This is a genomic window from Membranihabitans maritimus (genome assembly GCF_021729145.1).
Classification (GTDB): Bacteria; Bacteroidota; Bacteroidia; order Chitinophagales; family Saprospiraceae; genus Membranihabitans; species Membranihabitans maritimus.
Window position 1 is genome coordinate 1 of sequence record NZ_JAJSLW010000019.1, and the last position, 24,222, is coordinate 24,222.

A 24,222-nucleotide genomic window follows, 5' to 3' on the forward strand; every position below is an offset into this window, starting at 1 on the left:
TGTCTTTTTCATTCTGCAGTTTAATTTATGATTTTTTTTTCATTTTTAAACTGTCTCATTTTTAGGGAAGGCTACAATCCCGCTTTTTCATGACCAACCTAAAGGCTTTCGGTAGAATATTGGCTAGTATTGATAGCTGATTACAGACGATGGGTCATTCTAAATTTTTATCTATTTTTATATATCCTTGTAATAACAGATCCGTTTTTTGTGCAGTCGGAATTTATATTCCTTCCAGAGATTACGGACATTCATATTATTCTCTTGTTCGGGATTACTTTCCACTTTTTTGATTCCATTTTTTATGTATTGTTTGAGGATCTTTTCAAAAATAATTGAGGTAATACCTTTCTGTTGGTAGTCGGGATGAATGGCAATTAATAGCATTTCAGCGCGGTCATTGTATCTGGATGCATTCCATAAATAGTAAAAACCAAAAGGGAATAATAAACCCTTTGCTTTTTGAAGTGCTTTGGTGTAGGAAGGCAATGTCAATCCAAATCCGATGAGCTTGCCATTTTGATCGTTGACCAGCGAAATATATTCCTTATTGATCATCGGGATATATTTCTTAAAATAATAGTCTTTTATCTCTTTGGAGAGAGGGACAAATCCCGGAAGATGGGCATAGCATATATTTATTAATTGGATGATTTGACGCGCTTGCTCTAGTTTTTCGTTTTTAGAATTAAAGCTGGCATAATGGAGGTTGTAGCGATTGCGAACAAGTTCTGAAAACTTTATGATTTTTTCAGGGATTTTATTGGGGACGGTAAATTCATGTTCCAGCCATTTGAGGTAGGTTTTATACCCACATTGGACAATAAAGTCGCGATAATAAGGAAAGTTGTAAATGGTAGAAGCATTGGACAATTCCTCAAAACCTTCTGTCAGCAAACCGGCGGCATCGAGATTTGTATAACCGAAAGGGCCGATCAATTTTTTTATTTCTTTACTTCGAGCCCAATCTTCACCGGCTTTGAGAAGAGATCGACATACCTCGATATCCTTTATGAAATCAATTTTATTGAACCGGCCGACTTTCTCCCCGGAAAATTCAATTTCATGGTAATTGATAATAATTTGCATTCGGCCTACTACCTCACCGGTATTATTTTTAGCCAGGAACATTTTTGTCTCGATTCCCGGGTCTATTTGAGGAATATCCGTAAGATAACTTCTTTCATCACTTTTGATAGGGGGTGCCCAATATTTATTATCCTTATAGAGGTCATACGGCAATTGTATGAAAAGGTCCAGATCCGTCTTATTCTCTACATGTACAATCTCAATCATCCCATTTATTATAATAAGAACCCAGTAAAAATTGAAATAAAGATTAGGGTAAAAAAGTCGGTCTCTATATCCGTTCCGGATAAAGAGAACAAAATCGTTTGGCTGTCTATCCGAATCTTAGTACGCAGGACCAGCCATCAGGAACCAAAAATGAAATTAGCTTTTATTCTTGTGCTTTTCTACCAATGGCTTTAGTTGTTGCAGTAATTGTTGGGGTTGTTGATATCCCTTGAGAATTTTAACTCTTTTAAATTCGGCATCCAAAACGACAAATGACGGGTAGGAAAGTTGTCCTTTTAGCAAAGAATAAGCCAACTGGTGAATGCCATTTCTCCCTGCATCGACCCATTCAAATGTTTTTCCAGCGAACTGGATCTGTTCTTTTTGTTCTGCGTCTAACTTTACATTATGGAAATTGTCATTCATAAAAGATTTGACGGTTTCATCGGTAAATGTCTTTTTATCCATTACTTTACACCATCCACACCAATCCGTGTACACATCGATGAAAATTAATTTTTTATCGGAATCATTTTCTTTCACAGCTTCCTCAAAAGAAAGCCATTCAATGCTATCTGCTTTTGACTTGTTATTGACATGGGTAAATGCTGAAATACTTAGCAGCCCAAGTAAAACAAAAGGGGTAAATATCCATTTTTTCATATTAAAATCATTTTGTATTTAGATAGTCTCGTTTATTATTTCTTTTCAACGCTGAATAATCATTAATTGTTCCTAAATCGCGATTTAGCGCTATACTCGCATTGATTTCGAAACCGATAAGTAAGATAAAACAATTTAATTCAATCCATACCATCATAACTATAACGGCGCCAATAGATCCATATATTTTATTATAGCTGCCGAAATTATTGACATAAAAGGCAAAACCCAGGGAAGTGGCTATGATTAGGACGGTAGCAAGCGTTGTTCCAGGGGTGAGGTATCCTGTTTTTTTTCGAAAAGGAGGGGCATATCGATATATTACCGCGACCATTGAATAAAAGATTAAAAAGGTCAAACACCAATTGGCCATTGTAATTAAAGGTCTGAAATATTGGGCTTTAATAAGATAGGTAAAAATGTAGTTCAGTATAAAGTCGGATGATATGACCATGATCACTGAAGAAACCATAAACAAGAACAGTAATCCCGTTAGCCAAATAGCAATAAATCGTTTTTCAAAAAAATTTCTGGTCTTGAAGGTCGTATCAAAGCTTTTCTCGAAGCCTGTCATCATGTTCATTACGCCATTGGAAGAAAAATATACCATGAGTAAAAAAGACAATGACAATAGGTTGCCACGTTGGATCATACTAAGATCTTTGATCGTCTCACCCAGCCATTCTTCAGTACTCTGAGGCAGGAATTCAAAAATGAAATTGTATAAGATGGTATCAAAATTAGCGATTGGGATATACGGAACCAAAGATACAAGTAAAATCAGTGCGGGAAATAAAGACAGGAAAAAACTAAAGGCCATAGAGTTTGCCCTTACTCCTATATTGCCTTCCATCCATTCGTAGTAGAGCAGTCTGCATACATCCCAGACCGGTACCTTTTGAAATCCCGGCAGGGAAGTGGTTTGTGCCCAGTGTGAAAAGCGTTGTACCGTTTTATTGGATAGAATTTTATCTTTTAATCCCAAAGTTTTATTTTAATTAGATAAATTATCAATTTCTGCTAATTTATCAAGAATAAAGCGCGGTGTAGGGATTCTTTTACCACTATTTTTGTCTACAAAGCAAAGTTTTACAATGCCCTGGTTGAGTAATTTTGATTTTTCATTGTAAATATTGGTGTCAAAAACGATTTCCTTTTTAGTCAGGATTTTGATTTTTGTCCGGAGTGTGAGTAAGTCGTCGTATTTAGCAGGTCTGAGATAGCGTACCTGAAGGGATATGACGGGCATCATAATTCCATTCTCTTCCAGGCTTTTGTATTCTATACCCAGTTCTCTCATGGTCTCCGTTCTTCCGATTTCGTAAAACCTTGCATAATTGCCGTAATAGACAAATCCCATCTGGTCGGTTTCACTGTAACGGACTCGGACGGTAAAATTGAAAGTGTTTTTAATTGCCACTAATCTTTTATTTTTTACAGGACGTTGGCCCGTATTTTTTTCCAAATCCAGATAAGCGCTATAGTGGATACGATGGATACTACTGTATACCCAATGGCCCAGGTCGTTTCACCATAGATATAATTACCGGTCGCAAATAAAGTGGAGAAAATGAGGATAGAGCCAATCAGCATTGCCAAAATGCCATCGGGGACAGTCCATTTTAGTTTTTTATCGATATCCAGTCCTTCGGATTTAGCATCCACCCGGATTTTTTCCCATCCGGGACCTCCGGGTTGAATTTTATTATAAAAATTATAGAGGGTTTCTTTCTTTTCAGGTTTGGTTATGAAAGTAGCCGTTACCCAAATTATGGTAGTAAATAGAACGATCCATAGAAACTTATACGATGGATTCCAACTTTCGGGATATAAACCGAAATTGAACATAATCGTAATAATACCACTGGCAAACATGGCTGTGATTTCACTCCAGGCATTGATTCTCCACCAAAACCAACGAAGCAAAAATATCAATCCGGTACCCGCTCCAAAAGCGATAATAATGTCAAAAATTTGTAAAGCATTGGTCAAAACTAAAGATAAACCCGCAGATAGAACCATTAGAATAACGGTACAAATTCTACCCACACGCACCAATTCTTTTTCTGTGCTTTCGGGCCTTACAAATCGCTTGTAAAAATCATTTACAAGATAAGAGGCTCCCCAGTTTAATTGCGTGGATATGGTAGACATATAGGCTGAAATTAAACTGGCTAGAACGATGCCGATAAATCCTTTGGGTAAAAAGGTCAACATGGCGGGATAGGCCAGGTCATTTCCTATTTTATCTTCCGTAATGTTGGGGAAAGCAGATCGTAATGAATCCAGGTCGGGAAAGACTACAAGCGAGCATAACGCTACAATAATCCAGGGCCAGGGACGTAATGCGTAGTGGAGGGCATTGAAAAAGAAGGTTGCGCCAATGGCGTGATTTTCATCTTTGGCCGCCAACATACGCTGGGCAATATATCCGCCACCACCGGGTTCTGCACCGGGATACCAGGAATTCCACCACTGGACAGCGAATGGTATGATAAACAAGGTGATCATTGTTTCCTTATTGGTCAGGTCGGGAAAGATGTTCATTTTCTCCACCACATTCGTATGGGTAAACAAGTTTTCAAGGGATCCGATTTTCGGGTGGTCGATGGCAAAATAAGCAGCTGATATGGCACCGACCATAGCTACAAAAAACAGTATAAAGTCCGTATATACGACGCCTTTGAATCCTCCCATTGAACTAAAAACCACGGTAATTACAGAGGCTATACCGATGGTTTGTAAAGGTGTCAGGCCCAGCATAATTCCCCCTATCTTAATGGCTGCAAGGGATACCGCAGACATCGCCAGTACATTGAAAAACAAACCGAGAAATACAGAGCGAAACCCCCGAAGGAACTTGGCCGCTTTTCCCGAATAGCGCAATTCGTAAAATTCTATATCTGTAGTTACGTTGGATTTTCTCCACAATTTGGCGTAGACGAATACGGTCATCATCCCAGTGAGTAAAAAGATCCACCAGGTCCAGTTTCCGCTAACTCCGTCCTTTCGCACGATATCTGTGACCAGGTTTGGGGTATCTGTTGAAAAGGTGGTAGCCACCATGGACATTCCCAATAACCACCAGGGCATGTTTCGGCCAGATAAAAAATATTCGGACGAATTTTTACCGGATTTTTTTGATACCCAAAGTCCAATGAACAATGTGACAAATAGAAAAAATACGATAATTCCCCAGTCAAGTGTAGAAATATTCATAGTTGTTGGTGTTTAAGTCGTTTCCTCAAATTTATTCCTTTCACCGCCTTTTCTCCAGATACTGTACAGAGTGCAGCGTCATGTTGTGTTATACCCCTAATGTAGGAGTAGTTATTGGTTTAAGCGCGTTAAATTTAAAAAAATAGAATAAAATTCATGTGGGCGAACACAGAAAATTTAATATTTTGTTTACGAAAAATTACTTAACTTTTCTCAATTTAAAAATTAAACGATATTTATGAGTGACAAAATCACTTTAGTAGTACTAGCAGCAGGAATGGGTAGTAGATTTGGAGGTTTGAAACAAATGGAGCCGCTGGGGCCCAATGGAGAGACATTATTAGATTACTCGGTTTACGATGCCTATCACGCTGGATTTCGGAAAGTAGTATTTGTAATCAGGGACTTTTTTGCAGATGATTTTAAAGAGCAGATAGGAAGTAAAATTGAGGAGTATATGGAAGTGGAGTATGTGTTTCAGGATGTCAATGTAGAAGTTCCCGGTGTAGATGGAATTGTGGAAAGGGAGAAGCCCTGGGGGACGAACCATGCTGTTTTGGTTTGCAAAGATGTGGTTGATGAACCATTTGCCGTTATTAATTCTGATGATTATTACGGGAAAGATGGGTTTTACAAAGTGGCTAAATTTTTGAAAGAGGATGTTACCCCCGAGCGATATTCTCTGATCGGATATATCCTTAAGAATACATTATCAGATTCCGGAACTGTAAACAGGGGAGTATGTAAGACAGATGAGAAGGGAAACTTAGTGTCAATTGAGGAAACCTTGAAGATTGCCCGTAATGAGGAAGGAGAAGTTATACGCGGTGATAAAGGTACCGAACTGGATGAAGATTCGATTGTATCTATGAACTTTTGGGGTTTCCATCCTACCTATTTCGAGAAATTGGAGAAAGGTTTTCGCGAATTTGTAGCTGCGAATAAAGATCATTCCAAAGCTGAGTATTATATTCCTGTTCTAATTGATGAAATGATCAATAGCGGTGAAATTGTATTGAATGTCATTCCTTCGCACGATAACTGGTACGGTGTAACATACAAGGAAGATGCCGGAAAAGTCAAAAAAGCATTTAAGGAATTGCACGATAACGGGGCTTATCCCGAGACGCTCGAAATATAGATGAATCATCGGTCTGCAGGAATAGGAATCGTTATTGCCGGTGTTTTGATTATAGCTGTTGGTGCTTTAATTTACTTTACGGGGTTTCGATGGATTTCTTGGTTTGGGAATTTGCCAGGTGATATTCGTATCGAAAATGAGAACAGCCGGTTTTATTTCCCCATTGTATCCATGATTCTTGTGTCCATTATATTGAGTGTGGTCATGAAAGTACTTAATAAAATTTTATGAGTAGCCGAGAAGAGGATTTAAATATCCCTGCGTCCAGTGATCCCAGGGTAGTAGTGTTGGGAGCTGGTTTTGGTGGGTTGACTTTTGTCCGTAAGTTCCGGAACAGTGGGTATCAGGTAGTATTAATTGACCGCAATAATTTTCACCAGTTTCAACCGCTGTTTTATCAGGTAGCCATGGCTGGGTTGGAACCCAGCGCTATCGCTTTCCCGATTCGAAAAGTATTTCAGAAAAGAGAGAATGTTTTCGTCCGGCAGGCAGAAATTCTGGAAGTGGATCCGGAAGAGCGATTGGTTGTTACCGATCGCGGGAATGTGCAATTTGATTTCCTGGTAATAGGGATAGGGGCTGTAACTAATTTTTTCAATAACGAAGCTATAGCGCAAAAGAGTTATTCTCTTAAGACCCTGGGTGAATCGCTGGGAATCCGAAACCGGATTTTTGAGGATTTTGAAGAGTCACTGATGTCGCGGAATTATAATGATCGGCAAAAATTAATAGATTTTGTTATTGTAGGAGGGGGTCCTACCGGAGTAGAAATGGCCGGTGCACTGGCAGAAATGAAACGGTATATTATACCAAAAGATTACAGGGAATTGGACCCCGGGGAGGTGGATATTTACCTGGTTCAGTCTGGCGAGCATTTATTGCCGGGAATGCGGCCGGAAAGTCAGCAGCGTGCTGAACGATATCTCTCGGATATGGGCGTTACTCTGATCCTGAATGACAGGGTTGTGGATTATGACGGAGAAAGTGTATTTCTCAAAAATGGAGATCCGATATTAGCTGAAAAATTGATTTGGGCTGCAGGGGTTCGTTGTCCGGAGGTGCCGGGATTGTCCGGGGAAGAGCAAGTAGATAATAAAGGGCGTTTTTTAGTCGATCAGCATTGTAGGGTGAAGGGTTTTGAAAATATATTTGCTGTAGGGGATATAGCACGGATGGACACAGACGATTACCCATACGGGCACCCTCAGGTAGCCCAGGTTGCATTACAGATGGCTTCCTATGTGGCATCTTTTCTGGATAAAAGGGGGCACTCAAAAGAGAAAAAGCCATTTGTTTATAAAGATAAAGGCGCTTTGGCTACTATAGGTAGAAATAAGGCGGTAGCCGATTTACCCCGGTTTTCCCTGGGAGGGTTTTTAGCCTGGTTAATATGGCTTTGGGTTCATTTATATGCATTGATCGGGACGCGGAATAAATTGATAGTGGTTATTAATTGGATGTGGAATTATTTCACGTATGATACGGCCCTTCGCCTGATCATTAAGCAAAAGGGGAATTCAGCAGAGGCAAAACAGGAGTCCTAAGCTAGTCCTGGTAGACCATCTATCTAAATAATTTTTGAAAGCAAGGGCTCCTTTCTCGGTGATGGACTGGATACGATTAGGCATGAGCTCCTGCCTTGGCCGTACCCATGACCTACCATACCATTTGTATGGAAAGTCTTTCCGCTGAAAGCTTTCCTTAGCAGACGTTTCGTTAAAAATCCTGGCTAATGTGTTGCTATGGGTGTTTGTCCAGCCAGTTGTGTCCTACTTGCGATAAATATTAATTCAAGTGGTTTTTCCCCTTACGGACGAGACGACATCTATCATTTAATTAATTGTTCTTTAGGTTTATTGGATGCAGTTATGAATGAACCCTTCTAAACCATAAGTAAAAATATAGTTTTTTGAGGAATGGGTGCTATCCTGCTTTCAATTAATAAAACATAAATGGGTAAAAGGGAATATCACCATGGGATTAGTATTCCCTAACTTTGTTGAGGATATTATTAAGTTGTTCTATTTCTTCCTCTGAAAGATGAGAAAACTGGCTGACGAGAAATCTTGGAATAAGGTCATCTAGTTGTTCCAGGGTAAAATGTCCCTTTTTTGTCAGGGATATGGTTACTTCGCGTTTGTCATTAGGGGAGGGGGTCCGTTCAGCGAGTCCTTTGCTGACGAGTGCGGTTACTACCCGGGAAGTATTGGCCATCTGATGTACCATCCTTCGTTGGATATCCTTGATATTAATAGGCGTATCATTTTGTCCCCGAACGATACTCATAATATTGAATTGGGGGAGATTGATGTCAAATTTTTTAATGACCGATTCTAGCTTTTGGCTGATATACTGTCCGGTGTAAACAATGTTGACATGGACTTTTTGTTCTTTGGATTTGAATTTGGATTGCTGAATTTCTTCTTCTATTGTTCTCATAATAAATAGGTTCAAATGTTGAACTAATTTTTACGACCTATGTGAAAAATGTTGAAGACCAACAGCTTTTCACGGTCCCGGTTAATGTATTTTCTCTAGTTTTCAGTATAACAAATAGCCAGCAAAATTAAATTATAGCTAAATTACTTGATAAAAACAAGAGTCTTTATATTTTTACGGCTGAAAATACGCTTTAGATTTTCCGGTCCCATAGTTCAAGGGATAGAATAGGAGTTTCCTAAACTCTAGATCCAGGTTCGAGTCCTGGTGGGACCACTTTTAATAAACGTAACTTCAAGATAGTCAATTTGTTATTTTATTCGCGTGTAAGAGGTGAAAATCTAGGCACGAAATATCTAAATCTTCTCTCAAAATCTCAATTAATTTTTATTTCTCAAAATCTTCCCTATCTTAATCTTCTATTTTCTGAAATTTTAAAATATAACCCTATCCCCAAATGCCTTTCAACGAAGATTCGCGTGTTAAAATTCCTGCTATTTTACATCTTATACGTTTAGGATACAAATACTTATCCTTAAAGAGTGCTAAGTGGGATAAAGAAACTAATATTTTTAGGGGAATTTTTAGGGAAAGCGTTCAAAATATCAATCCAGACTATTCTTCCGATGAAATACTTACCCTCTATAAAAAGGTTTCACTGGCCTTAAAAAATGAGGATTTGGGACAGGAATTTTATGAAATGTTAATGGAACAGTCTGAAATACGTCTTATCGACTTTCATGACTTTTCAAATAACACCTTCCATGTAGTTACAGAATTGCCTTATGAAAAAGATGATGAAAGTTTCAGGCCGGATATTATTTGTTTGATTAATGGTATGCCGTTGGTATTTATTGAGGTTAAAAAGCCAAATAATCGGGATGGGGTATTAGCTGAGAGGAAGCGAATTAATGAGCGGTTTCGAAATCGCAAATTCAGGCATTTTATTAACATTACCCAGTTAATGATTTTTTCCAATAATATGGAGTATGAAGAAGGTGTCATTGAACCCATTGTTGGAGCATATTATGCAAGTCCATCATACGGTGAGCCTATTTTTAATTATTTCAGGGAAGAGGAGGATTTTAATTTATCTCGAATATTAATGCCACTAACCGAGGAAGAAGAAAACAGCGTCTTACAATATACAAACCTAGTCTCCATAAAAAATTCTCACGCATTTACAATCAATAAAGATCCTCACAGGCCTACAAATCGAATTTGTACTTCTTTATTACAAAAAGACAGATTACATTTTATATTACAGTATGCTATCGCCTATGTGAAACGCGAAAATGGCCTTCAAAAACATATAATGCGATACCCCCAGCTTTTTGCAACCAAAGCTATTGCCAAAAAATTGGACCAAGGATTACGAAAAGGTATAATCTGGCATACTCAAGGTAGTGGGAAAACAGCCTTGGCATTTTATAACGTAAAACATTTGACAAATTACTATCGAGAAAAAGGAGTTATTCCAAAATTTTACTTCATTGTAGATCGGTTAGATTTGTTGATTCAGGCTTCTAATGAATTTAGAATACGTGGATTAGTGGTACATAATATTGATTCGAGAGAAGATTTTGCAAAAGATATCAAATCTACTACAGCCATACACAATGATTCAGGCAAGGCGGAAATCACTGTTGTAAATATCCAAAAATTCAAGGATGATCCTGATGTCACGCGAAATACAGACTATAATGTAGATATAAAACGAATTTATTTTTTGGATGAAGTACACCGGAGTTACAACCCGAAAGGTAGTTTCCTGGCGAATTTAAAAGAATCTGATCCTAGCGCCATTAAAATTGGTCTAACCGGTACTCCACTTCTCGGAAACGATTACAATTCAAGGGATTTATTTGGTGATTATATTCACAAGTATTATTATAATCGATCCATTGCTGACGGTTATACCTTGCGATTGATTCGCGAAGAAATAGAGACTTCTTATAAAATGCAATTACAGGAGACTTTGAATAAGATCTCTATTCTGAAAGGAAGCTCTAATAGAAGGAAAGTCTTTTCGAAGCCAAATTTTGTGGAGCCAATGCTCGATTATATCATTGATAATTTTGAGCAGGCACGATTAACATTTGACGATGATACAATAGGGGGCATGGTGATTTGTGATTCTTCAGATCAGGCCAAACAGATGTATGAAATTTTTCAGGAAAAGTATGCAACCGGGGAACAAAAATATCTTATGGCTGCTGAAGATCCGGTCAGCTATAAGAGAAGGCGCGAAGCCCGGCGAAAAGTAAAATCCGCGGCTCTTATTTTACATGATATAGGTACCAAACAAGACCGAAAGGATTGGGTGGATGATTTTAAAAAAGGTGATTACGACTTTCTCTTTGTTTACAATATGTTGCTTACCGGCTTTGATGCACCGCGTTTGAAAAAATTATACATTGGAAGGATAATTAAATCCCACAACCTTTTACAAGCTCTTACCCGCGTCAATAGGACGTATAGAGATCATAGATATGGGTATGTAGTTGACTTCGCCGATATCGAAAAGGAATTTGACAAAACGAACAGGGCTTATTTCGACGAACTACAGTCAGAGCTGGGCGATGAAATGGAAAATTATTCTGATTTATTTAAATCAGGGGAAGAGATTGAAAGAGAAATTGAAGAAATAAAGGATGTTTTGTTTCATTTTGATACGATCAATCCAGCTGTATTTTCGGGTCAAATAAGTGAAGTTAATGACAGGAAGGAAATGCTCCGTATTACAAAATCGCTAGATAATGCTAGAGATTTGTACAATATAATCCGACTTACAGGACAATACAAATTACTTGAAAAGTTGGATTTTAGGGCGTTATCTACACTGTCCCGTATGGCACATGACAGACTAGCTTTGATCAATCAAAAGGAAAGTATAGAACAGAACCTAGAAAACACCAATCTGCTGAATCTGGCATTGGAAGAGGTGATTTTTGCCTTCACCAAGGTCGGGGAAGAAGAGATGGTCCTTGCAGATCAACTCAAAGATATGTTGCGAAAAACACGCGAAGGAATGGGCGCTAATTTTGATTCCAAAGACCCACAATTTATATCTTTGCGGGAAGAATTGGAACGCTTGTTCAAGAAGAAAAATTTGAACAACGTAAGTAAAGAGGAAATGGAGTGTAACATGGAGGAACTGAAAGTAATCTATAATCAAGCTAATGAACTCAATCGACAAAACAATTTGTTGAGAGCAAAATACGACCAGGACGAAAAGTATACCCGTCTTCACAAACGTTTGATGGAGAAAGATCCGCTTACGGATAATGAACGGAAGCTATACGAAGCCTTAAATGATTTGAAAAAGGTTATGGATATTGAAATATTGGATAATTCCAAGGTCATGGAGAATGAAAACTATATGAAGCGATTAATTGATAGAAATGTGATTCAAGTTTTGAAGGACCATCATTTTCCGGTCAGGTTAGAAACTGTGGATCGGATCAACCATTTATTAGTTAACGAATATATAAATGAATACAACGGAATAGGAGCATGACAGAGACTCAAAAATTTCAAGCAAAGACCAAAGAACTCATAGACGGGCTCAAAAGTACCTGTGCGAACTACGGTTTAGGCAACGATGGCAATGAATTTAAAATCATCACCCAGGTTTTTCTTTACAAATTTCTAAACGATAAATTTATCTATGAAGCCAGGCAAGTAGATCCTTCACTGGCGGAGGGGGACAATGTAGAGGAACAATTGGCTGGTATGAATAATGATGATTTCGAACTATTGTATCGACAGATGGATGAGGATACAGCCAGGATATTTCCCGGTCAATTTATATCCAGTCTTTTCAACAGACAAAACGAGGATCGATTTGCCAAACTTTTTGATAGTACTTTACTGGATATTGCCGGGCAAAACAGTGATATTTTTTCAGTAGTGACCGATACCGGGCGCAAAATCGTGTTATTTGAAGAATTGAGTGAATATGTAGCCAGCAAACGCGATGACTTTTGCAGGGCAATTATCAACCGATTGGCGGAATTTAGTTTTGAACATATATTCAATGAAAAGTTTGACTTTTATTCCACGATTTTTGAATACCTGATCAAGGATTACAACAGTAATAGCGGTGGAAAATACGCCGAGTATTTTACCCCGCATGCTGTGTCCAAAATTATGGCGAGATGTCTCGTCAATGAAGGCGTAAGCAATGTTACAATATACGATCCCAGTGCAGGATCGGGTACACTGTTGATGAACTTGGCGCACCAAATAGGCGAGGACAGATGCACTATTTATTCTCAGGATATATCGCAAAAGTCATCGCAGCTATTGCGATTGAATCTGATATTGAACAATCTTGTGCATTCTATTCCCCATATTGTCCAGGGCAATACTATTTTGGAACCATACCATAAGGAGGGGAGTCGTTTGCAGCAGTTTGACTATATCGTATCCAATCCGCCATTCAAGCTTGATTTTTCTGATTTCAGGGATGACTTGGATAAAGATTCAAATATAAATCGCTTTTTCGCTGGTATTCCTACAATCCCCAAGAAACAAAAGGATAAAATGGCCATTTATCAGCTCTTTTTACAACATATAATGTACAGCCTCAAAAAAGACGGCAAGGCGGCCATTGTTGTGCCTACGGGTTTCATAACGGCGCAAAGCGGTATCGATAAAAAAATTCGCGAAGCGGTGGTGAAAGAAAAAATGCTTGCCGGTGTAGTGAGTATGCCGAGTAATATTTTTGCGAATACGGGAACCAATGTCTCAGTGATATTCCTGGATAAACAAAATAAAGGCGATGTAGTTCTGATAGATGCCAGCAACCTGGGCAAAACCGTGAAGGAAGGCAAAAATCAAAAGACCGTGTTGCAACCGGATGAGGAAGAGCTGGTCATTAGTACATTCTGTCAAAAAGAACAAGTGGACGAACTGAGTGTGGTGGTGAGCTACGACGAGATCAAAGCAAAGAACTATAGCCTGAGTGCCGGCCAGTATTTTGAAATCAAAATTGAATATATAGATATTACAGAAGAAGAATTTAAATCAAAGTTGTCGGGTTTCGAAAAGGATTTAAAGGAGCTTTTTGCGGAAGGCAAGGAACTGGAAGAAGCGATTGAGGAGAATTTGAAAAGTTTGAAGTATGAGTAAATGGGAAAGGGCCAGTTTGAAAAGTTTCCTTAACATTGAGATGGGCCAGTCTCCAAAATCGGTTTATGTTAATAATCACTGTGATGGAGTACCGTTACTCAATGGACCAGCAGAATTTACTGATAAATATCCAATACCTGTTCAATATTCGACTAGAGGTACTCGAAAGGCTAATAAAAATGATATTTTATTTTGTGTCAGAGGTTCAACTACAGGCAGAATGAATATAGCCGATCAGACCTATTTTATTGGACGTGGTCTAGCATCTATATCCCACAAAAATGGCTGTCACTTAAATTCTTTTGTGAAAGGTTTACTAGAAATATACTTAAATGGATTATTGGGAGGAAAAGGTGGTTCAGTATTTCCAAACATTAATAAAAGTCAGTTGCTAGATTTTGAGATAAATCTTCCTCCACTATCTAATCAAATAGCCATTGCCAAAGTCCTATCCGACTTAGATGCAAAAATAGAAGTCAACAACAAAATCAATGAGAAGCTGGAAGCCATGGCCAAACTCGTATACGATTATTGGTTTGTACAGTTTGATTTTCCCTACGACTTTGCGCGCGGAAAACCCGATATAAACGGCAAACCGTATAAATCCTCCGGCGGTAAAATGGTCTATAACGAGGAATTGAAACGTGAAATCCCGGAAGGGTGGGAGGTGAAACCGTTAAATTACCTAATTTCTGAATTTAAAAATGGAGATTGGGGTAAGGATAAAATTCAAGGCAACTATACTTTTTCAGTAAAATGTATAAGGGGTACAGATATTCCAGATACCTATACTACGCATTCTGATAATTCTCCAGCTAGATTTATTTTAGAGAAAAATAAGAATAAGTGTTTATCCGAAGGTGATTTTGTAATCGAGATATCTGGAGGAAGTCCAACGCAATCTACAGGCAGAATATGTTTAATTACCAAAGAATTATTGGATAGAATTGGGCAAGATGTTATATGCTCTAATTTTTGCAAGGCTACAAGTATTAGTGATAATAGTGCAACATATTACTTTTTAAACACTTGGCAACTGTTATATGATAATGGAGTATTATTTTCCTGGGAAGGTAAAACAAGCGGTATAAAAAACCTTCTATTTAAATCTTTTGTAAAAAATTATTTAATACCAATTCCACCTCTAGAGATAAGAGAAAAATATCAGAAAATTATAGAAACTAACTATAGAACAACACAGATAAATCTCGCAGAAAACCAACATCTAGCTTCCCTTCGCGATTGGCTTTTACCTATGTTGATGAACGGGCAGGTAAGTGTGGACGAAGCAGAGTATATGGTTTATGAAACTGTAAGTATGGCTGCAGAAGAGGTCGAAGAATAAAAAAAGCTAACTATGAAAAATTCACAAAAACCGGATAAAATCAACTTGGGGCGTTTGATTGAAAAAATCAAGAAAGGCAATTACCAAGTCCCGGATTTTCAGCGGGAATTTGCCTGGCAGCCCTGGGACATTCGAGAGTTGATCAAGTCCATTTTTATGGATTATTATATCGGGACACTATTGCTTTGGGAAGGTAGGGAAGAAAACTTCAATACCCTTTCATGCGATCCCATTTTTGCTTTTGAAGGAGAACGCCAGGACCCGGAGTATATCGTACTGGACGGTCAGCAGCGCCTGACGGCGATGCACTATGCCTTTTTTCAGCCGGAAGAGCAATTCCGAAATCGGAAAAATCGATACCTGTATTTTGTCAGGTTGCGCGAATTGCTGGATGAAAATTACGACGAAGCCTTTTTTTACTACCAGGAAACCAAGAAGTATAGAGAGATCCTGGATGAAAAGGAACTGCAGTTCGCTGATCATTTGATGCCCCTCGGTATCCTGAAAGGCGGTACCTGGGAGCTTCAGCAGTGGATATTGGACTACAAGGCTTATTGGGCGGAAAAGGCTATTGAAAGCAACAGGGAAAATCCTGAAAGGGCTGTACGATTTCAGGAATATTCCGATTCGGCCAATGAGTTAAAAGATATTTTTCTGGAATTGCTTAATGACTACCAGATCAGTTACATTGCCCTGGATGAAAAGTTGGGCATAGCCAAGGTGTGTGACATCTTCACCCATATCAATTCCAGGGGTGTAAAACTCGATACCTTCGATCTCCTCAATGCAATTACCCGACCAAAGGACATTTATCTGAAGGAAATGTACAGGCAGGCGTCGGTTGAGTTGGATGATTTGAATTATCCCGGTTTTGAGATGAAGCAATATATCCTGATGGTTATGTCGATTTTTGAACAGAGTTATTGCAGTCCCAAGTATTTGTATTACTTAGTCCCAGGTGAAGAAAAAACCATTAAAACGGCAGATGGCAGCAGGAAGAATGTTGTACTGATAGAGGATAAAGAAGAGTTTATTGAACGATGGGATGAGGCTGTAAGTGCTATTCTCAATGGATTGAAGCGGTTGAAAAACCCGAGGGATTTTGGTGCGATTGCGAGCAAATTTTTGCCCTATCCCTCGATTATTCCGGCCCTGTCTGCGATCTATCACCATGTGAAGTCTGCTGAACTGTCGAATAAAGTGGATATCCATTCCAAAGTCAAAAAATGGTATTGGGCGTCCATATTCCAGAACCGGTATTCCAGTTCTGTTGAAAGTTCTACAACAAAGGATTATTTGGATCTGCAAAAGTGGTTTCAGGACGAAGATACTATTCCAGAGTCTCTTTTGGATTTTTACAGGGATTATAAGCAGTTGGACCTGCACCGGGAGGTAAAGAATGCCTCTGCCATTTACAAAGCCATTTTCAATCTGTATATAATCAATGGAGCAAAGGATTGGGAAACTTTTGATTTTCCTGAGTACGATTCGATAGACGATCATCATATTGTTCCTAAAAGTTGGGGAAAAGAACAGGACTTGGGGAATAGAATTAATACCATTCTCAATCGTGCGCCGCTTACACCGGAGACGAACCGTCACATTATCAACAATCGATTGCCGAATGACTACCTTCGAGATTTGTTTGACAATAATGACGAGGATAAAGTGTACAAGCTTCTGGATACTCACCTAATCAGTAAAAAAGCTGTAGATATATTACTGCGAGAGCCTTTTACTGTAGATGATTACGATTCTTTCCTGGATGCTCGACGCGAACGAATTATCGAAGAAATAACTTCCAAAATAATACAAGAAGAGGTACAACTGCCCGAACAATATATATCCCTAAACAATCGAATTGAAAAAATTGAATTGAGAATCAGAGATTTAATTATTGAAAAGTTGGGTGTCAAAGATTTTGCAAAGTTAAAAGAAGTCATCCCGAGCCACCTAATCCCTAAGATCAAAGGAAGAGTGGAACGAGAATTTCGCAAAAATCCTTCTTTAAAGGAAGTAAGTCAAGAAAGTGTGAAATTTTGGATGGAATTTACCGATTTACAAGAACTCAATGATATAATAACCAATAAATCCAATTGGCCACAATTTGAACTCTTTTTTTCCACGAAACCAAAACTTGCAGGGGAATTTAATGATGTGGCACAGTTGAGGAATAGTATTCGGCATTCACGAAGTATTGATCAAATAACTAAAATGAAGGGAGAAGCAGCTATATTATGGTTTGAAGAACAGCTGAAAGTCAATAGAAATGTCGAATTGTGAGCGGAAATTTGATTTCTAATCATTCATTGATATTAGATCTCGATAGATTTACCAGGTTTTTACCTTATAAAACTTACACTATGGTTTCCGGGACTATGGAGTGAGTCGACTGGGGTTACTTTGAATTGATGCTGACGGTCAATATATTAATTCAACAGTAGAAATTCCGGAATAAATAGCATTTCCCTGGTTTTGATTAACATAATAAATGAACTTTTACCTTGCGTATAATTCGCCAATCATTGTAGATGCTTAATCCTATGATAACTGCAACCATGAAATCTATTAGTTGCCAAATATTTCAGGGTAAATTTAGTTGAACTTTAGGTGTTATTTGATTGCTAACTCAATCAAAAAGTATAGATTTAAATGGAATATAAATCAAATTTATGAAAAAGCAAGTGATATTCCCGAAGTATAAAGATCTATTGGCGCAAATGGGTGAAAATATTAAGTTGGCACGAAAACGGAGAAAATTGACTACCAGCCAGGTGGCTGAACGTGCAAGTATAGCACGGAGTACATTATATTTTATTGAAAAAGGAGAACCCAGTGTGGCAATGGGGGCATACTTTAATGTTTTGCGTGTATTTGGATTGCAGAAGGATTTTTTGAAATTGGCTTCTGATGATGAATTTGGTCGTAAGCTTCAGGATTTGGAATTGCTGTGATATCATAAAATATGGGAAAGGACAGGATCGATATATGGATAGTTTAAAATTAATAATATTATAGCGTTATTAGTACTTAAATTATAGGTAGGATAAACTATTTGTTTTGTCCGGTTAAAAAAATTCCTATATTAGTACTATGGATGCTAAAAAAGGATCTAAATTAAACCATTTGTTGCAATCCCTACCTTCGGGAATAGTGGTTTTATCTTCCTGGCTTGTTGATAAAGGGTATAGTTATGATCTTATAAGAAGGTATAAGAAAAGTAACTGGTTTACTTCCATAGGTTCAGGAGCTATAATAAGGACTGGAGATAATGTGGGGTATGAAGGAGCTGTATATGCTTTACAGCGACAAGGGGGGCTAAAAGTTCACATCGGAGGGAGAACAGCATTGTCTTTATTGGGGCGGGCGCATTACCTGGATTTTGATGCGAGAAAAGTATTCCTGTTTTGCGAAAGTGGCAGTAAGTTGCCTGCCTGGTTTTTAAATAATGATTGGGGATATAAAATAGAAACGGTAAATACATCTTTTTTACCTCCTGAAATGGGATTAACCTCGATAGATCAAAAGTCATTTACCATACAGATCGCCAATCCTGAGCGAGCCATAATGGAATGTCTCTATTTGAGTCAAAGGGTTCATTCGTTGTTGGAATGTTATGAACTTATGGAAGGTTTAAATAATTTAAGACCAAAAGAAGTACAGAAGCTGTTAGAGAATTGTAATTCCGTAAAAGTGAAGCGATTGTTTTTATTTATGGCAGAGAAAGCGAATCACCAATGGTTAAATTATGTTTCTATTGATAACATTGATCTGGGAAACGGGAAGCGATCTTTTTCCAAAGAAAAAGGTGTGTATGATCCTAAATATCAGATATCCCTCCCCGAAGATTTGATAAAATGAAAATAAAGAACATATATAAGAATCAGGCATCGCTCCTGTTGCAAGTGCTACCGGAGGTCGCTAAAGAAGAATGCTTTGCTATGCATGGAGGGACGGCGATTAATCTGTTCATACGTGAAATGCCCAGGTTGTCAGTTGATATAGATCTGACGTATATACCTATCGAAGACAGAACTACTTCTTTTGAAAATATCCTGGAAGCCTTAAAGCGTATAAAATCGAATGTAGAATCCATTATATCGGGTGTACATATTACCCTCCAGGATAAAATGCTCAAATTATTATTATCATCAGACTTGTGCTATTGACCTCCCTGCCAGACTTTCACGAACTAACCAGGCTATAAATTTCGCAAATTCAGAGATGTCTTGATCAGCGCTTGCCTTTTCCAGTGAATTCATATAGGTGTCCCGTTCTTCTACCGGGATTACCGTCCAGGGGTATCCACCGGACGCAAGCATAACATTCATTAAAAAACGAGCCATTCTTCCATTCCCATCCATGTATGGATGAATAAATACAAATACAAAATGACCTAAAACTGCTCTCACAGATGCTTCCGGTTCTTTTTGCAGTAACTGAAATAATTCGGGCATTGCATCTCTCAATGCATCTTTATTCAGAGGAACATGTTTTGACTTTCCGATATATACCTGATTATTGCGATACCCTGCCAGGTCGGAAGGATGAAGAAGACCTGAAATTACACTGGGGGCAAATAATTCCCTATACCAATCACTATGATCTTCCTCGACTACTATCCCGGCATTTTCTTTATTCAGGACCCGCTCTACACTTTTTAAAACACTTTGATAAGCTTGCCAATATCCTCGGGCTGCCATAGCCTCTTTTTGTCTTTTGTCCCCTTCGTTCACTTTAGGGTCCCAGTCTCCTCTTCGCACCCTTTCGATGAGTTCCGGGGTGACCAGATACCGTTCAATGGAGAGCGAATGGTACGCATCAGTAATGAAGATATCTTCAACATTTTTCAGATATTTTCCAGGATCATTGGGAATACCCGGTGGTTTGGGAAAATCATCAATAATTACATCTCGCATACTGTACCACATTAGTCGTATGCGATTGATATATGGAGATTGTTCTCTGGCAGATAGTTTTACTGGTGATTCCTGATCAAATGGATCAATTTGTCGTATATCATATCCGGCAGATTGCATGGTTTTCACAATGTCATTGGTTATACGGTCTTGTCCTATGTTATGAAAAGCACCTGCCAATCTTCCTGCAATCTTAGAATGGCCACCTGAAAGCAATATATTTAGAATTTCGGATGCGTCTTTTATTAATGAGAGAGCAGTCCTTGCTGTTATCGGGGATTTAGTAAATACAGTAGGTACACAATTGATTAAGGAAGAAGGCAAACTCAAGATCCGTATGTCTCGTTGAATCTTGATTTCGGCTTTTTCAGGAAGGGGGGAATGCATAACGAATATGGATGTTCCATATAATAATTCTGTGTTGGAAGTAATATTCTTCGAAGTACGTACAATGAGTTGTTGGGGGACAGACCAATTCCCGGCATGAAGTTCTAAAGATTGTTCTGCGGATAGACAATAAGCATCTCCAAATCGTTCATCAAGATAGCGAGCACAGAATTTCCAATAATTCGTGTACCATGATGTACTGTCGCCCGGTTGTTCATCCGGGGGAGTGATCATATACCATCCTTTAACAACCTCTCTTATAAATCCCAATTGAGTCAACCTTTCTCTATGCACTCGGGTTAAATCTGTACTTTGAATGACTGTATCATGTCCTTGTTTATTCTGGAGATTTTGTAAAACCTCTAGAGATTGAGCCAATTTTTCTTGTGGTGTTGCCATTCTCTATTTTTTGTTCTTTTGTTATAGTTAGACGTTGTTCTATTATTATGTTTTAGTGTTGTGCGATTGTTATGTTTTGATGTTGTGTGAATATCATACTTTAGTGTGATAAAAACAAGAAGAGAGCGTATTTATTGTAATGCAGAATATGGAGTTTTTAAATTCATATGAGAACCTAATTTTGTATGAATGTCTCTCTTGCAATGGTTCTTACGTATTTTGAGGGGGTGTAAAGTGCTGTTTTTAACATACCGGGGGTGTTTAGAGAGCTTAAAAAACAGGGCGGGGGATTCCTTTTAAATAATAATTGAATGTAAGAGCTCTGAAGGCATTGAAAATTGAAATGAAGCAGATGTATGCAATTAATCGAAAAAGTCATTGTCTGCCAAATCAAGGGCGTTCTCCAATTCAGAAATTCGGATGTATTTCAGGAAAGTGGATTCCTTTTTGTGGCCCGTAATTTTCTTGATTTTGATAGGGGAGATTCCATTCAAGTAGGCATTCGTTGCAAATGACCGTCGGGCCGTATGGCTGGAAACCATTTCCCATTTTTCCTTATACTCTTTTATTGTTTTACCACGTACATATTTTCGATCCAGGCATTTATCATTGATTTCAGCAAGCTTGCATACTTCTTTGATGTATTCATTCAGCTTTTGATTGGACAAATTTTTTGGGAAGCCGTCATATTTACCTATGATCTCTAAAACAACGCTCTTGAGCGGAATGATTACTGTCTCTCCTGTCTTTTTAGTAGGTACTTTTATGAGGAATTTGCCATTACTTTCAATGACTTGATTCATATTCAATTGGGCAACATCTGAAAATCGCAATCCTGTGTGACATCCTATGAGAAATAGGTCCCTTGCTCTATCTAGTTTTGGATTATCGGAAAGGTCTAGAGTATAAATTGATTCGAGTTCATTTTCATTTAGATAGACTGTGTCTGTTTCTTTCGCTGACACAGTTAATTCTTTAGAGCTAAAACTTTGGTCTTTAATTAACCCTTCACTAAAGGCATATTGCATTATTCCCCTATAGCTTTTCATTAGTCGGGCTATATAATTGGGCTGATAATGCCTTTTTGTTTTATCTCCCTTTTGAAATTTTGTGTTGAATAAAAATTGTCGAAAATTTATATGGAAGTCTTTATCAATATCAGACAAAAGGAAGAATTTAGACTTTTCATATTTTTTAATGAGCCGGATTACCTTTTCATAATTTCGGGTTGTAATGTCTTTGATTGTGCTGTCTCCTCTCTTCATTTCCAGGAATGTATCGAGGAATGAATGGAGGGTTTTAGTCTTGTCATCCGTATTTTTGGGACTCCCATTGACTTTGCTGTTAACCCTTTCCTTCAATTTGCTATTTGTAGCCTTTTGTTCATCTTTTAATAGTTCAAGGTATGATTCCTTTGCCGCATCTGAATATTTCTCCAAAATTTGATTGTACAATTCATGTTTGGGAAATTGGTTGTTGTTTTTTACCCTCATTTTGTTATTATTCCAAAACTTTACAGGCACTGTTAATCCGGTACTTATCTTCAATCTCCTGCTTTCATATCGGAAAATTAAATAAATCAAGGATTCAGGCTCATTGGGTGTTTTAAGGTTGAACTTTGGTTGATTCATATTTAAAGTATTGAGAATACAAATATATGAAAAATTTATATATCAAGGGGTCGGTTTAGGGGTCGTTTTGTTTGATATTTGGTATTATTTGTTAAGACTTAAAAAAATTAAAGTACTGATAATCAGTATTTTTAGTATTAATGAATCTTAGCGAATCTTAAAGGGAATGGTCCTGGTGGGACCAACATATTTTCTATATACTTTCTTTATTATTAGATGTTTATGAAGGGTCTTGATTTCGGAGGGGGCGGAATAGTTGGCAGTTTGATGGTTTTTGATCTTTTTAATTTGTCCCTTGTCATCAAAGCTTTCTAATTTAGAATTGATATTTTTTATTGATATTGACTATTTAGAAATTATATTCTTTTCTAATTGCCGGGGCATGGAATACAGACTTTGACTATTTCACTGATGAAAGTTGTCCAATTTTATTCCAGGAATCGTTCGGTTCAAGTCCTACAAGAACCTGGATGGAATCTTCAGATTTTTTGATCATAGTGATTTTATTGATTCAAGTAGCCTCAACTTGTTCTGGCGTTAATATGTATGCCCCTTCTGTCCTGTAATCAACAGCTAGTCCAATTACCCCACCTGGTAAAATATTTTCCGCAATCCAACCACTCGTTTTCCTGGTTAATACGGTTTTATATGGCTTGTACCCTTTGAGTTCAATACGCACCTTAAAGGATTTTGAATCACTTTTTTTGATGTCGACGGATTGGGGAGTCAAACCTATTTCTTGATCGTTAATAAATATCATAGCTTTAAAAGGGGAACTCGAAACTCCAATGGACTGACGTGACCCCAAAATTTTGGTGGCACAGTTTGAGAGTCCGAAAAAAAGACCTGAAAGTACCAACATTTTATTGCCTTTCATCAGTATTTTTTAGTTAAAACAAAGTGCTCTTATAAAGATGATAAAGAGCCGGACGACAATTGAACCTGGAATGAAAAACGGACTGGTTTCCTGGTTGCAGCGTCATTTAAAGTTGGCTTTCCGGATTATTGCCATATTAATTTCTATGTTGGGTTTTATTCCATAAAATTTTATATTGATAATTACTTTATTGCGTAATATTCCGTAATAATCATATACAATAATAGTGCTGAATGGTATTTACGATGCGTTGCACCTATCCGGTGTTTCTTCAATATCTCAAAAAATGAGAAGAATATCCGCTTTCGCAAAAACCGGTGAATCAAAGAAGCGACTTTCTTCAGCTTCTCCCGGACATAGATAGTTAAGCCTTAATATTTCCCTGGTATGTAATGGAAGTAGAGGTTTATATATATTAATAAATTAGTACTTTAAGTACTTGAAATAAAACTATAATAAACCATGTAATGCAAATCTTACCTTCAGGAATGGTAGTATTATCTTCCTGGACCTGGAATCAGATATGTAGTTATGATCTCAAAAGAAGATATGGAGAAGTCTACGGGTTTACTTCCAAAGTTTCGGGCAATTAAGATCCGGACTGGCGACGTTGTATGGTATGAAGGAGATGTATATACTTTCCAAAGCCAGGGGGAGCAACAGATAATCAAGGGAGGACCACTGGCAATAACTCTATTGGGATATTCGATTACCTGAGGAAAGCAGTCTTAAAAACGTACCGAGTATTGCCAGGCAACGTAGAAAAATCT

20 protein-coding genes and 1 tRNA gene are annotated in these 24,222 nt (G+C 37.9%); 12 read left to right on the forward strand and 9 right to left on the reverse strand.

The window, feature by feature from the left end:
• Positions 1–177: 177 nt before the first annotated feature.
• From LVD47_RS18555 to LVD47_RS18575, 5 genes are all read right to left on the reverse strand, one after another.
• Complete coding sequence (locus LVD47_RS18555) at positions 178–1,296, reverse strand: GNAT family N-acetyltransferase (RefSeq protein WP_236979578.1); 1,119 nt, start codon at positions 1,294–1,296, stop codon at positions 178–180.
• A gap of 156 nt (positions 1,297–1,452) precedes the next feature.
• Positions 1,453–1,959: a thioredoxin family protein gene (locus tag LVD47_RS18560; RefSeq protein ID WP_236979579.1), complete on the reverse strand. Its 507-nt coding sequence runs from the start codon at positions 1,957–1,959 to the stop codon at positions 1,453–1,455.
• 7 nt (positions 1,960–1,966) lie between these two features.
• Positions 1,967–2,944, reverse strand: a complete 978-nt coding sequence (locus tag LVD47_RS18565; protein WP_236979581.1) for a YihY/virulence factor BrkB family protein — start codon at positions 2,942–2,944, stop codon at positions 1,967–1,969.
• A gap of 9 nt (positions 2,945–2,953) precedes the next feature.
• Positions 2,954–3,379, reverse strand: coding sequence for an acyl-CoA thioesterase (locus LVD47_RS18570; RefSeq protein ID WP_236979583.1), 426 nt, complete (start codon positions 3,377–3,379; stop codon positions 2,954–2,956).
• A 14-nt stretch (positions 3,380–3,393) separates the two neighbouring features.
• Complete coding sequence (locus tag LVD47_RS18575; protein ID WP_236979585.1) at positions 3,394–5,178, reverse strand: sodium:solute symporter family protein; 1,785 nt, start codon at positions 5,176–5,178, stop codon at positions 3,394–3,396.
• A 238-nt stretch (positions 5,179–5,416) separates the two neighbouring features.
• On the opposite strand from LVD47_RS18575, the gene LVD47_RS18580 reads away from it, so the two are divergent.
• The 3 genes from LVD47_RS18580 to LVD47_RS18590 are packed head-to-tail and all read left to right on the forward strand — an operon-like array spanning position 5,417 to position 7,863.
• Positions 5,417–6,319, forward strand: a complete 903-nt coding sequence (locus tag LVD47_RS18580) for a nucleotidyltransferase family protein (protein ID WP_236979587.1) — start codon at positions 5,417–5,419, stop codon at positions 6,317–6,319.
• On the forward strand, positions 6,320–6,550 hold the full coding sequence (locus tag LVD47_RS18585; protein WP_236979589.1) for a DUF2905 domain-containing protein: 231 nt from the start codon (positions 6,320–6,322) through the stop codon (positions 6,548–6,550).
• Positions 6,547–7,863: an NAD(P)/FAD-dependent oxidoreductase gene (locus tag LVD47_RS18590; protein ID WP_236979591.1), complete on the forward strand. Its 1,317-nt coding sequence runs from the start codon at positions 6,547–6,549 to the stop codon at positions 7,861–7,863. Before LVD47_RS18585 ends, LVD47_RS18590 begins: the two co-directional genes overlap by 4 nt.
• A 436-nt stretch (positions 7,864–8,299) precedes the next feature.
• On the opposite strand, the gene LVD47_RS18595 is transcribed toward LVD47_RS18590, so the two are convergent.
• The gene (locus LVD47_RS18595) at positions 8,300–8,758 is read right to left on the reverse strand and encodes a MarR family winged helix-turn-helix transcriptional regulator (protein ID WP_236979593.1); all 459 of its coding nucleotides are present in this window, start codon (positions 8,756–8,758) and stop codon (positions 8,300–8,302) included.
• Between the two features lie 204 nt (positions 8,759–8,962).
• Between LVD47_RS18595 and LVD47_RS18600 the strand changes: the two genes are divergently transcribed.
• The 8 genes from LVD47_RS18600 to LVD47_RS18635 all read left to right on the forward strand — a co-directional run bounded on the left by LVD47_RS18600 (position 8,963) and on the right by LVD47_RS18635 (position 19,408).
• Positions 8,963–9,034: transfer RNA gene (locus LVD47_RS18600), tRNA-Arg, on the forward strand.
• Between the two features lie 181 nt (positions 9,035–9,215).
• Entirely contained in the window at positions 9,216–12,278 is a 3,063-nt protein-coding gene (locus tag LVD47_RS18605) for a type I restriction endonuclease subunit R (protein WP_236979595.1), read from the forward strand.
• Complete coding sequence (locus LVD47_RS18610) at positions 12,275–13,894, forward strand: HsdM family class I SAM-dependent methyltransferase (protein WP_236979597.1); 1,620 nt, start codon at positions 12,275–12,277, stop codon at positions 13,892–13,894. The genes LVD47_RS18605 and LVD47_RS18610 overlap by 4 nt, the downstream gene beginning before the upstream one ends.
• On the forward strand, positions 13,887–15,239 hold the full coding sequence (locus tag LVD47_RS18615; protein WP_236979599.1) for a restriction endonuclease subunit S: 1,353 nt from the start codon (positions 13,887–13,889) through the stop codon (positions 15,237–15,239). Before LVD47_RS18610 ends, LVD47_RS18615 begins: the two co-directional genes overlap by 8 nt.
• A 12-nt stretch (positions 15,240–15,251) precedes the next feature.
• A complete protein-coding gene (locus tag LVD47_RS18620) occupies positions 15,252–17,522 on the forward strand; it encodes a DUF262 domain-containing protein (protein WP_236979601.1) in 2,271 nt (756 codons plus the stop codon).
• Between the two features lie 389 nt (positions 17,523–17,911).
• Positions 17,912–18,193, forward strand: a complete 282-nt coding sequence (locus tag LVD47_RS18625) for a helix-turn-helix transcriptional regulator (protein WP_236979602.1) — start codon at positions 17,912–17,914, stop codon at positions 18,191–18,193.
• A 139-nt stretch (positions 18,194–18,332) separates the two neighbouring features.
• A complete protein-coding gene (locus LVD47_RS18630) occupies positions 18,333–19,100 on the forward strand; it encodes a type IV toxin-antitoxin system AbiEi family antitoxin (RefSeq protein ID WP_236979603.1) in 768 nt (255 codons plus the stop codon).
• Positions 19,097–19,408: a nucleotidyl transferase AbiEii/AbiGii toxin family protein gene (locus LVD47_RS18635; RefSeq protein WP_236979604.1), complete on the forward strand. Its 312-nt coding sequence runs from the start codon at positions 19,097–19,099 to the stop codon at positions 19,406–19,408. The genes LVD47_RS18630 and LVD47_RS18635 overlap by 4 nt, the downstream gene beginning before the upstream one ends.
• Here LVD47_RS18635 and LVD47_RS18640 read toward each other — a convergent pair.
• The 3 genes from LVD47_RS18640 to LVD47_RS18650 all read right to left on the reverse strand — a co-directional run bounded on the left by LVD47_RS18640 (position 19,391) and on the right by LVD47_RS18650 (position 23,452).
• Positions 19,391–20,944, reverse strand: a complete 1,554-nt coding sequence (locus LVD47_RS18640; protein ID WP_236979605.1) for a Fic family protein — start codon at positions 20,942–20,944, stop codon at positions 19,391–19,393. The two genes, LVD47_RS18635 and LVD47_RS18640, sit on opposite strands and share 18 nt — an antisense overlap.
• A 362-nt stretch (positions 20,945–21,306) precedes the next feature.
• Positions 21,307–22,575 carry a site-specific integrase gene (locus LVD47_RS18645; RefSeq protein ID WP_236979606.1) on the reverse strand — a complete coding sequence of 423 codons (1,269 nt, stop codon included), beginning with the start codon at positions 22,573–22,575 and terminating at the stop codon, positions 21,307–21,309.
• A 511-nt stretch (positions 22,576–23,086) separates the two neighbouring features.
• Positions 23,087–23,452: a PEGA domain-containing protein gene (locus tag LVD47_RS18650; protein ID WP_236979607.1), complete on the reverse strand. Its 366-nt coding sequence runs from the start codon at positions 23,450–23,452 to the stop codon at positions 23,087–23,089.
• 531 nt (positions 23,453–23,983) lie between these two features.
• Here LVD47_RS18650 and LVD47_RS18655 point away from each other — a divergent pair.
• The gene (locus LVD47_RS18655) at positions 23,984–24,169 is read left to right on the forward strand and encodes a hypothetical protein (RefSeq protein ID WP_236979608.1); all 186 of its coding nucleotides are present in this window, start codon (positions 23,984–23,986) and stop codon (positions 24,167–24,169) included.
• Positions 24,170–24,222 lie beyond the last annotated feature (53 nt).